Raw genomic sequence first — 9,802 nt, 5'->3', positions numbered from 1 at the left:
GCCAGCTCGCCGCCGCGGCCGCCGGTCTGCTGCGCGCCGCGGGACCGGCCCGGCCCGCACTGCAGGTCCTGCTGTACCCGGCGCTGGACCTGCGCGACGTCCCGCCGCCGCTGCCCGACCCCGACGGGCTGCGGTTCCCGCCCTCGGGCATCGGCCGCGCCCTGGACGCCTACCTGCGCGGCGCCGACCGCACCGATCCGCGGGTGTCGCCGCTGCTGGACCCTGACCTGTCGGGCCTGCCCCCGGCGGTGGTCGCGACCGCCGAGCACGACCGGCTGCGCCCGCAGGCCGAGGCGCACGCGGCGCGGCTGCGGGAGGCCGGGGTGCCGGTCGTGCTCGTTCCCGGAACGGGCCTGGACCACGGCTTCCTCGGGTGGGGGGCGTTTGCGCGCCGCCCCGCCGAGGCCGTCGCGCGGATCGGCCAGGCCGTGCGCAGCGCCCTCACCTGATGCCGCGCCCCGATGTAGTGGGCCCCGATGTAGTGGGCGCGGTCCGGCCGGGCCGCCGCCGTCACCGCCAGCAGACCCGGGTTACGGACATGCCGAGCGTGGCGGATCTCCGACCTTAAAGACGGTTGCCGTGTCGTTTAACCTGCTGAGCGCGGGAAATCACTAACGCACGAACATTGGCCGGAACTCAGCCGACCGGCGAGGAGAGGCAAGTTGTACCGGACCCACGAGCTGCGCCGCGTCCAGACCGGGGAAACCGGACTGGAGGAATGGGCCTGTCCCACGTGCGGCCGCCGCCTGCTGTTGCAGTGGCCGCCCCGCTACCACAAGACCATCGTCGAACCCGGTGACGAGCGCGCCTGCCACATCGGCAGATCCGACGACATCGCCGACTCCGTGGTCGGCGACGCCGCGGGCGCCGGCGTCCTGAGCCCGGCCGACACCCCCCAGCCCGGCTGGCAGCACTCCAACCAGCGGCGCTGGCTCCGCGAAACCGGCGTCGAAACCTTGGAAAGCCACGCCCGAGCCCGCCTCAACCCCTCCGAACCCGTCTGACACCGCGCCGGCCCCTCACGAGCCCGCCCTGATCCGACGTGCCCGCCCGGTCCTCCCCGGGTCCCCCGCCGCACCGCCAGGCCCGCCTCAGACCCCGGGTCCCCCGCCGCACCGTCCCTCACGACCGCGCCAGCTCCGCGCGCAGCCGGTCCAGACCCATCGGCCCCAGATCCAGCGCCCGCCGGTGGAACTCCCTCAGATCGAAACCCGCGCCCTCCCGGCGCCGCGCCGCCTCCCGCGCCTCCAGCCAGACCTTCTCCCCCAGCTTGTAGGCGATCGCCTGCCCCGGACGCCCCAGATACCGGTCGATCTCGAACGCCACCGCCGAATCGGGATCGGGCCCCATGCGCCCCCGCAGGAACTCGAAACCCAGCTCCGGCGTCCACCGCTCCCCCTCGTGGAACCCCGCCCCCGCCGGAATCGGCAGCTCCAGATGCAACCCGATGTCCAGCACCACCCGCGCCGCCCGGAACCGCTGCCCGCCCGCCAGCATCCCCAGCCGGTGCGCCGGATCCCGGTAGTGGCCCAGCTCGTCCATCAGCCGCTCCGCGTACAGCCCCCACCCCTCGCAATGCCCCGGATGCAGCTCGCTCGACACGCGCTGGTACCGGTTCAGCCCCCGGTTCAGCGTCGTCACCCCCAGCTGCAGATGGTGACCCGGCACCCCCTCGTGGAACATCGTCGTCGGCACCGTCCACGTCACGATGTCGGCCGACGGGTCCCGCACCGTCCACCACACCGTCCCCGGACGCGACAGGTCCTCGGCCGGCGCCAGGTAGTAGATCCCCGCCTCCACCGGCGGGATCCGGCACTCGATCCGCCGCAGCGGCCCCGGAATGTCGAAGTGCACCCCGTCCAGATCGGCGATCGCCCGGTCCGCCAGCTCCTGGATCCACCCCCGGAACGCATCCGCGCCCCCCACCCGGTGCGCCGGATCGGCGTCCAGCGCCGCCATCACCGCCGGCAGCGGCTCACCCGGCAGGATCTCCCGCGCCGCCCCCGCCATCTCCGACTCGACCCGCGCCAGCTCCTCCCAGCCCCACGCGTACGTCTCGGCCAGATCCAGGTCCGTTCCGAGAAAGTCCCGCACCCCCAGCCGGTACCGGTCGGCGCCCAGCGCGTCCCGTTCCGGCGCCCGCGCCGCCAGCTCCCCCGACAGGAACGCCGCGAACTCCTCCAGCGCCGCCGACGCCCCCGACGCCGCCTCCTCCAAAGCGCCCCGCAGCGGCCCGTCCCCGTACCGCCCGGCCAGACCCGCCAGATATGCCGGAGTGTCCACGCACTCGCGGGCACTGCGCAGCACCTGCCGCCGCGCCGCCACCCGGCCCCGCCCGCACGCCCGCCGCAACGATGCCCGCAGCCCGGCCAGGGCCCCCGGCAGCGCCGCCATCCGTGCGCGGACGGCCTCCCAGTCGGTGTCCGCCCCCTGGTCCAGCAGCTCCAGCGCCATCCGCAGCCGCTGGACGGGCCCGTCGGTGGTGTCCAGGAACTGCTCCCGCACCCCCGCCTCGTCCAGCGCCGCCTCGACCTCCAGACGCTCCCGCAGCACCGCCGCCGCGATCCGCTCCGCCTCGCCCCGCACGGGCACGCGGCCCAGCTCCGCCAGCGTCCGCCGCGTCAGCTCCGCACGCGCCTCCACCCCGTCCGGGCCGTAGTCGGTCAGCCGCGGGTCCTGCCCGGCGATCCCCATCATCGCCGCCAGGCACGGGTCCAGCGCGGCGAACTCGTCCACATAGCGGTCGGCGAGGCCATCCAGTGCGGTCACCGCCCCAGGCTACGACGCCCGCCCCCAAAAGCGATCATGAGATAGTGCCAAATCGGCCGCCCCCACCACACCGACAGCCCGGCACCGGCAGGCCCCTCAGCGCACCTCTCAGCGCACCCCTCAGCGCACCTCGGCCGCCAACCGCACGCCCAGCCCCACCAGCACCACACCCGACACCTGGTCCAGCCGCCGCCGCACGACCGGACGCCCCAGCACCCGCCGCGCCGACCCCACCAGCCACACCACCGCCGTGTACCAGACCAGGTCGATCAGCGCCCACAGCACCGAGAACCCCACCAGCACCGCCGCGACCGGCCACCCCTCCGGCACGAACTGCGGCAGGAACGACACCGCGAACACCCCCGCCTTCGGATTGGCGAAATTCGTCACCAGCCCCAGCCGGTAGGACCGCCACCCCGACGCCCCGGCCCCCGCACCGCCCCGCTCAACACGCAGATCCTCCCCCGCGGCCGCCGCGGCCGGGCCGCCACGGCGCGCACCCCACAGCGCCCGCACCCCGAACCACACCAGCACCACCGCACCGGCGACCCGCAACCCCTCATACGCCAGCCGCGACGCCGCCAGCAGCGCCGACAGCCCCACCGCCGCCGCCACCCCCCACAGCAGCACGCCCGTCTCGTTGCCCAGAACCGCCGCCAGCCCCGCGCGCCGACCCGACCGCAGCGACTGACGCATGATCACCACCGTGCTCGGCCCCGGCACCAACGCGATCAGCACCGCCGCGCCCGCGAACGCGAGCAGACTCTCCAGCATCCCCCCATGCTGTCCGCCCGCCGCACCACCACGCAACGCCCTTTTCCCTACACAAGCGGCCTTCTCCGCACAGGCGAACACACCGCCCCAAACCCCTACAGGGGAGCGCCATCCCCTCCACCCGAACCCGACGACGGCGAAGGCGCAGGCGACGAAGGACCCGGCGAACTCGGCGGCACCGACGGCGACGGAGCCGGCGTCGTCGGAGACCGCTCCGGCACCCGAATCGACGGCGTCGGCTCCGGCGGCGGAGGCGGCGGCTCCTTCGCCACCGGCTGACACGCGAACAACACACCCATCAACAACGCCAGCACCAGCAACGCCGCCGCCAACCCCACCACGGCCGCCACCAGACTCCGCTCAGGCGCCCGCTCCCCCACCGGAACCGGACCCCCACCCGAAACCGGCCGAGGCCCCTCCAACGCCGGCTCACCCGACCCCAGCCAATACGGCTGGAACTGCGGACCACGCCGACGCCCGCCCCACCACCCGCGCGCCGACCCCTGGAACGCCACCGGCTCCAAGAACCGCTCCGCCCCCACACGATCCGCCTCATACGACGTCGCCACCCACGGCGCCGGCCCATCCGGCTGCGCCGCCACCACCGGCGCCCCCTCACCCAAACCAGCGCCCCCCGGCACGCGCCCCGGCCCCGGCACCGCCGCATTGATCGCCGCACGGAACCGGTCCCGCGCCGCCGCATCACCCGCCGCACCCCGGTTCAGCACCGCCACACTCGCCCGGCGCCCCTCGCCGTCCACCCCCAGGAACACGATCCCGGCAGCGGACTCCGACAAACGCGCCGACAGACGGAACGGCCCCAACTGAGCGGGATCACCCGGCGGCAACGGCCTCGACATGGCCGCAACACTAACAACCACGCCCTACGATCGGCCCCGGAACACCCCCCGCCCGCACCCCCGAACCGATCACGCTCCGCACGCACGTATCCCCGGCCAACGGGTACAAGTGATCGCGTAGGGTCGTAAGGCACCCCATCCCGACGCACGAGGACAGGGCACACGACGGACAAGTGAGGGACACCCACATGACCATCGCCGCCACCGACGTCGACGAGGCCGCAGTCCTCCTGCAGTACACCCTCGCCGAAGTCAAGAAGGTCATCGTCGGCCAGGAGCACATGGTCGAACGCATGATCGTCGCGCTCCTCGCCCGCGGCCACTGCCTCCTGGAAGGCGTCCCCGGCGTCGCCAAGACCCTCGCCGTCGGCACCCTCGCCCGCGTCGTCGGCGGCACCTTCGCCCGCCTCCAGTTCACCCCCGACCTCGTCCCCTCCGACATCGTCGGCACCCGCATCTACCACCCCTCCACCGAACAGTTCGACGTCGAACTCGGCCCCGTCTTCGTCAACTTCGTCCTCGCCGACGAGATCAACCGCGCCCCCGCCAAAGTCCAGTCGGCCCTCCTGGAGGTCATGGCCGAACGCCAGGTCTCCCTCGGCGGCAACACCTACCCCCTCCCCCGCCCCTTCCTCGTCCTCGCCACCCAGAACCCCATCGAGTCCGAAGGCGTCTACCCCCTCCCCGAAGCACAACGCGACCGCTTCCTCATGAAGGTCGACGTCCACCACCCCGCCGCCCACGAGGAACTCCAGATCCTCCAGCGCATGAGCGTCGACCCCCCCGAAGCCGCCCAGATCCTCGACACCGACCGCCTCGCCGGCCTCCAGCGCGCCGCCCAGGAGATCTCCGTCCACGAACTCATCGCCGACTACATCGTCCGGCTCGTCATGGCCACCCGCGAACCCGACCAGTACCGCCTCCCCGACCTGCGCGGCGTCATCGACATCGGCGCCAGCCCCCGCGCCACCCTCGGCCTCGCCTCCGCCGCCCGCGCCCTCGCCCTGCTGGCCGGCCGCGACTACGTCCTGCCCGACGACGTCCGCGCCGTCGCCCGCGACGTCATGGCCCACCGCATCGTCCTGACCTTCGACGCCCTCGCCGACGGCATCGACACCGGCGACGTCATCAACCAGATCCTCGCCGCCGTCCCCCCACCCCGCGTCGTCTGGAACCACGGCGCGGCGGCGGTGACCACCGCATGACCCCCCGGCGCCGGCGCAGCGGCAAACTCGCCCACCTCGCCCCCGAACGCACCCTGCGCCGACTCGAACTCCAGGTCACCCGCCGCCTCGACGGCCTCCTCAACGGCGAACACCTCGGCCTGCTCCCCGGCCCCGGCACCGAACTCGCCGAAGCCCGCCTCTACCAGCCCGGCGAAGACGACGTCCGCCACATGGACTGGGCCGTCACCGCCCGCACCACCACCCCCCACGTCCGCGACCTCATCGCCGACCACGAACTCGAAGCCTGGGCCCTGGTCGACCTCACCCCCAGCATGGACTTCGGCACCGGCACCATGATCAAACGCGACCTCGCCGTTGCCGCCCTCGCCGCCGTCGGCTTCCTCACCGTCCGCCTCGGCGACCGCGTCGGCGCCTACCTCCTCCACGACGACGGCATGCGCCGCTGGCCCGCCCGCCCCGGCAAGGCCGCCATGTACTCCCTCCTCCAAGCCGTCCTCGACGCCCAGTCCGCCGACGACCGCACCGGACCGCGCACCGGCGCCACCGCCCCGCCCCGCGACCTCGCCGCCTCCCTCACCGCCCTCGACCGCGGCCAGACCCGCCGCGGCCTGCGCGTCGTCATCTCCGACTTCCTCACCCCCGACGGCGCCGAAACCGGCGAGGGCCCCCACGGCCAGCCCGCCTGGGAACGCCCCCTGCGCCGCCTCACCACCCGCCACCAGGTCCTCGCCATCGAGATCATCGACCCCCGCGAACTCGACCTGCCCGACGTCGGCCTCGTCGAGATGACCGACCCCGAGACCGGCACCGTCCACGAGATCGTCCTCAGCCGCCGCGTCCGCGAACGCTACGCCGCCGCTGCCGCCGCCCAGCGCGACCGCACCCGCGCCGCCCTGCGCCGCTGCGGCGCCCACCACCTCGTCCTGCGCACCGACCGCGACTGGATCGCCGACGTCGCCCGTTTCGCCCTCCGCCAGCGCCGCGCCGCAGGCCGGCCCGTCACCACCGCGGGAGTGCGCCCATGACCTTCCTGTCACCCGAACGCCTCTGGCTCCTCGGCCTCCTGCCGCTCCTGGCCGCCGCCTACCTGCTCCTGCAGCTGCGCCGCGGCCGGTACGCCGTACGGTTCACCAACCTCGCGCTGCTCTCCCAGGTCGCCCCCCGCCGCCCCGGCTGGCGCCGGCACGTCTCGGCCGTCCTGTTCCTCATCATGATCGCCTTCATGATGTTCGGGTTCGCGCGCCCCGCCACCGCCGTCAAGGTCCCCCGCGACCGCGCCACCATCGTGGTCGCCGTCGACGTGTCGCTGTCCATGATGGCCAGGGACGTCTCCCCCAGCCGCCTCGACGCCGCCAAGGCCGCCGCCAAGCGCTTCATCGGCGACCTGCCCCGCCGCTTCAACGTCGGCGTCGTCGCCTTCGCCGGCAACGCCAACCTCATCGCCGCCCCGACCGCCGACCGCGACGCCGCCATCGCCTCCCTCGACCAGCTCGTCCTGGCCAAGCGCACCGCCATCGGCGAAGCGGTCTTCACCTCCCTGCAGGCCGTCCGGTCCTTCGACGCCCAGGCCCGCCAGGACCCGCCGCCCGCCCACATCGTGCTGCTGTCCGACGGCGACAACACCACCGGACGCTCGGTGCAGGAGGCCGTCGACGCCAGCCGCCTCGCCCACGTCCCGGTCTCCACCATCGCCTTCGGCACCCCCTACGGCACCGTCGACATCGAAGGCGAGACCACCAGCGTCTCGGTCAACAAGGAGACCCTCAAGAGCCTCGCGGAGAGCACCGAGGGCAAGGCCTACGAGGCCGCCGACGCCGACCAGCTCCGCGAGGTGTACGCCAACATCGGCACCTCTCTCGGCTTCAGGACCGAGCACCGCGACGTCGCCGCCCGCTACGTCGGCATCGCGCTGCTGTTCGCCTTCGCCGCCGGCGGCGTGTCGCTCGCCTGGTTCTCCCGGCTCCCCTGACCGCGCGCACGGCACCGGCGGCCTCGAACGCTGATACGGTCGGCGAACGTGGGGGAACACTACTTCGCGGAGCGGCCGGGCGCCGCCGCCCGCCGCCGCACCGTCGACCTCGTCCTACCGGACCTGCACCTGCGGCTCGACACCGACAGCGGCATGTTTTCCCCCGACCGCGTCGACCCCGGCACCCGCGTGCTCCTGGAGACCGTCCCCCCGCCCCCGGCGGCCGGTGACCTGCTCGATCTCGGCTGCGGGTACGGCCCCATCGCCATCACCATGGCCAAGCGCTCGCCTCAGGCGAGTGTTCTGGGAGTGGATGTGAACCGGAAGGCGCTGGCCATGGCGGAGAGTAACGCCAACGCCGCGGGCCTTGACAATGTAAGGTTCACTCTGGCGGATGACGCCGATCCCGGGCTGAGGTTCGCGGCGATCTGGTCCAACCCCCCGATCCGCATCGGCAAGGCCGCCCTGCACGACCTCCTCCTCACCTGGCTCCCCCGCCTGGCCCCCGGCGGCCTCGCCCACCTCGTCGTCCAGAAGCACCTCGGCTCCGACTCCCTCCAGAAGTGGCTCGCCGCCCAGGGCTTCCCCACCGAGCGGATCGCCTCCCGGTCCGCCTACCGCGTCCTGCGCGTCGCACCCCGCACGGAAGGCCACACCCGATGAGCACCCCCGACCCCGCGCAGGGACGCCGCCAGCTGCGCCCCACCGACGTCAAGCGCCTCAACCGCGACTGGCGCCGCCGCACCGGCGCCCGCGTCGACCTGCTCGTCGAATCGGTCACCCAGCCGTTCAACATGGGCTCGATCATCCGCAGCGCCGCCGTGTTCGGCGTCGAGCACCTCTGGCTCGCCGGCAACGCCACGCCGCCCACCCACCGCAACGTCGCCAAGACCGCCCTCGGCACCGAGCGCCTCGTGTCCTGGGAGCACGCCGGCACCGCCGCCGAGGCCGCCGCCGCCGTCCGCAAGGAGGGCCTGCGCCTCGTCGCGGTGGAGCTGACGGCCGACGCCCTGCCCCTGCACGAGGCGCCCCTCGACGGGGACCTGTGCCTCGCCATCGGCAGCGAGGACCACGGCTGCTCCCCCGCCCTCCTCAGCGCCGCCGACGCCGTCACCTACATCCCCCAGATCGGGCGCGTCGGCTCCCTCAACGTCGCCGTCGCCACCGCCATCGCCCTCGCCGAAGCCCGCCGCCGCGAATGGAGCGCGTGACCCGAAGGCCTCCGGAGGCGTGCGCCGCACTGGGCGCACCGCCGAAGCGCCCCGCCATCACGCACTGACGATCGCGTTCCACCGCCGCGGCGCGGCCGACGGGATTTCGCGTGGGCCGGGTGCACGTTACGATCGGGCCATGCAGTTCCCCCTCTACGGGTAGACGCCCCCGCCGCCGCTCCTGCGGTGGCGGCTTCCGGCGCCCCCGTAACCCCCTCTGAGGAACTGCTCCGTGACATCGTCCTACGCGGCCGTGCTGCGCACCCCCCACGCCTCCCGCACGTTCGCCTTCGCGTTCCTGGCACGCCTGTCCTACGGGACCCTCTACCTGTCCCTCACGCTGGCGTTCACGGCGTCCACAGGCTCCTACGCCCAGGCAGGCGGGCTGCTGGCCCTGCTCGGCCTCACGGTCTCCGCCGCCTCACCGGTCCGCGCCGCACTCATCGACCGGCACGGACCGCGCCGCATCATGGCCCCGATGGCCGCCGCCTACGCTCTCGTCCTCACCACCCTGGCCGTGCTGACCACACGGCCGGGCGCCCCCATCGCGCTCCTCACCGTCCTGGCCCTCGCCGCCGGCGTCACCGCACCCCCGGTCGGCGTCGTCATGCGGACGCTGTGGAGCGCCCTCCTGCCGGACGGACCGCTCCTGCGGCGCGCCTACAGCCTCGACACCGTGTCGGAGGAACTGGTCTTCGTGACCGGCCCGCTCCTGGCGGGAGTGCTCGCCGCGGTCGCCGCCCCCTCCCTCGGAGTCGCCCTCGGGGCCCTCCTCATCGCCGCCGGAACCGCCGGGATGATCGCCTCCCCGGCGGCGGCGCCGCGGACGGGGACGCACCGCCGCGCGGGCCGCGTGCGGGTGTTCCCGCTCGCGCCGGCCATCGCGGCCGCGGCCACCGGGGTCGTCCTCGGCTCGACCGGCCTGCTGGCCGTCGCGTTCACCCAGCGAGGCCGCCCCGAGGTCACGTGTCACCGAGCTTCCTCCTGGCCACTCGTCCGGCTCCGGCGGCGATGCCGCGGACCCCGGCGGTC

General features: G+C 74.0%; 10 protein-coding genes. 8 read left to right on the top strand and 2 right to left on the bottom strand.

Features of this window, described 5'->3' with window-relative positions; all coding sequences use genetic code 11:
- Both AB0K37_RS37340 and AB0K37_RS37335 read left to right on the top strand, forming a co-directional pair.
- A partial coding sequence (locus AB0K37_RS37340) for an alpha/beta hydrolase fold domain-containing protein (RefSeq protein ID WP_363989599.1) occupies positions 1-449 on the top strand: 449 nt, incomplete at its 5' end.
- Between the two features lie 213 nt (positions 450-662).
- Complete coding sequence (locus AB0K37_RS37335) at positions 663-1,004, top strand: hypothetical protein (protein ID WP_363989596.1); 342 nt, start codon at positions 663-665, stop codon at positions 1,002-1,004.
- Positions 1,005-1,122: 118 nt separating this feature from the next.
- On the opposite strand, the gene AB0K37_RS37330 is transcribed toward AB0K37_RS37335, so the two are convergent.
- Entirely contained in the window at positions 1,123-2,769 is a 1,647-nt protein-coding gene (locus AB0K37_RS37330) for a DUF885 domain-containing protein (RefSeq protein ID WP_363989593.1), read from the bottom strand.
- A 120-nt stretch (positions 2,770-2,889) separates the two neighbouring features.
- Positions 2,890-3,543, bottom strand: coding sequence for a LysE family translocator (locus AB0K37_RS37325; RefSeq protein WP_363989590.1), 654 nt, complete (start codon positions 3,541-3,543; stop codon positions 2,890-2,892).
- A 1,048-nt stretch (positions 3,544-4,591) separates the two neighbouring features.
- Between AB0K37_RS37325 and AB0K37_RS37320 the strand changes: the two genes are divergently transcribed.
- From AB0K37_RS37320 to AB0K37_RS37295, 6 genes are all read left to right on the top strand, one after another.
- On the top strand, positions 4,592-5,608 hold the full coding sequence (locus AB0K37_RS37320; protein ID WP_363989587.1) for an AAA family ATPase: 1,017 nt from the start codon (positions 4,592-4,594) through the stop codon (positions 5,606-5,608).
- Positions 5,605-6,615: a DUF58 domain-containing protein gene (locus AB0K37_RS37315; protein WP_363989585.1), complete on the top strand. Its 1,011-nt coding sequence runs from the start codon at positions 5,605-5,607 to the stop codon at positions 6,613-6,615. Before AB0K37_RS37320 ends, AB0K37_RS37315 begins: the two co-directional genes overlap by 4 nt.
- Positions 6,612-7,559 carry a VWA domain-containing protein gene (locus tag AB0K37_RS37310; RefSeq protein WP_363989582.1) on the top strand — a complete coding sequence of 316 codons (948 nt, stop codon included), beginning with the start codon at positions 6,612-6,614 and terminating at the stop codon, positions 7,557-7,559. The genes AB0K37_RS37315 and AB0K37_RS37310 overlap by 4 nt, the downstream gene beginning before the upstream one ends.
- 48 nt (positions 7,560-7,607) lie before the next feature.
- Positions 7,608-8,222, top strand: coding sequence for a methyltransferase (locus AB0K37_RS37305; protein WP_363989579.1), 615 nt, complete (start codon positions 7,608-7,610; stop codon positions 8,220-8,222).
- On the top strand, positions 8,219-8,770 hold the full coding sequence (locus AB0K37_RS37300; protein WP_363989577.1) for a TrmH family RNA methyltransferase: 552 nt from the start codon (positions 8,219-8,221) through the stop codon (positions 8,768-8,770). Before AB0K37_RS37305 ends, AB0K37_RS37300 begins: the two co-directional genes overlap by 4 nt.
- Positions 8,771-9,002: 232 nt before the next feature.
- Positions 9,003-9,802, top strand: an 800-nt coding sequence (locus AB0K37_RS37295; protein WP_363989575.1) for an MFS transporter, incomplete at its 3' end; no start/stop codon positions are given.

The organism is Actinomadura sp. NPDC049753, from assembly GCF_040674655.1.
Lineage (GTDB): Bacteria > Actinomycetota > Actinomycetes > Streptosporangiales > Streptosporangiaceae > Spirillospora > Spirillospora verrucosospora.
This window is presented reverse-complemented; position numbering and strand designations above follow the sequence as displayed.

Coding starts and splice junctions, on each gene's coding strand:
- AB0K37_RS37325 (WP_363989590.1), bottom strand. CDS start 3,543: ATGCTGGAGAGTCTGCTCGCGTTCGCGGGCGCGGCGGTGCTGATCGCG.
- AB0K37_RS37320 (WP_363989587.1), top strand. CDS start 4,592: ATGACCATCGCCGCCACCGACGTCGACGAGGCCGCAGTCCTCCTGCAG.
- AB0K37_RS37315 (WP_363989585.1), top strand. CDS start 5,605: ATGACCCCCCGGCGCCGGCGCAGCGGCAAACTCGCCCACCTCGCCCCC.
- AB0K37_RS37310 (WP_363989582.1), top strand. CDS start 6,612: ATGACCTTCCTGTCACCCGAACGCCTCTGGCTCCTCGGCCTCCTGCCG.
- AB0K37_RS37300 (WP_363989577.1), top strand. CDS start 8,219: ATGAGCACCCCCGACCCCGCGCAGGGACGCCGCCAGCTGCGCCCCACC.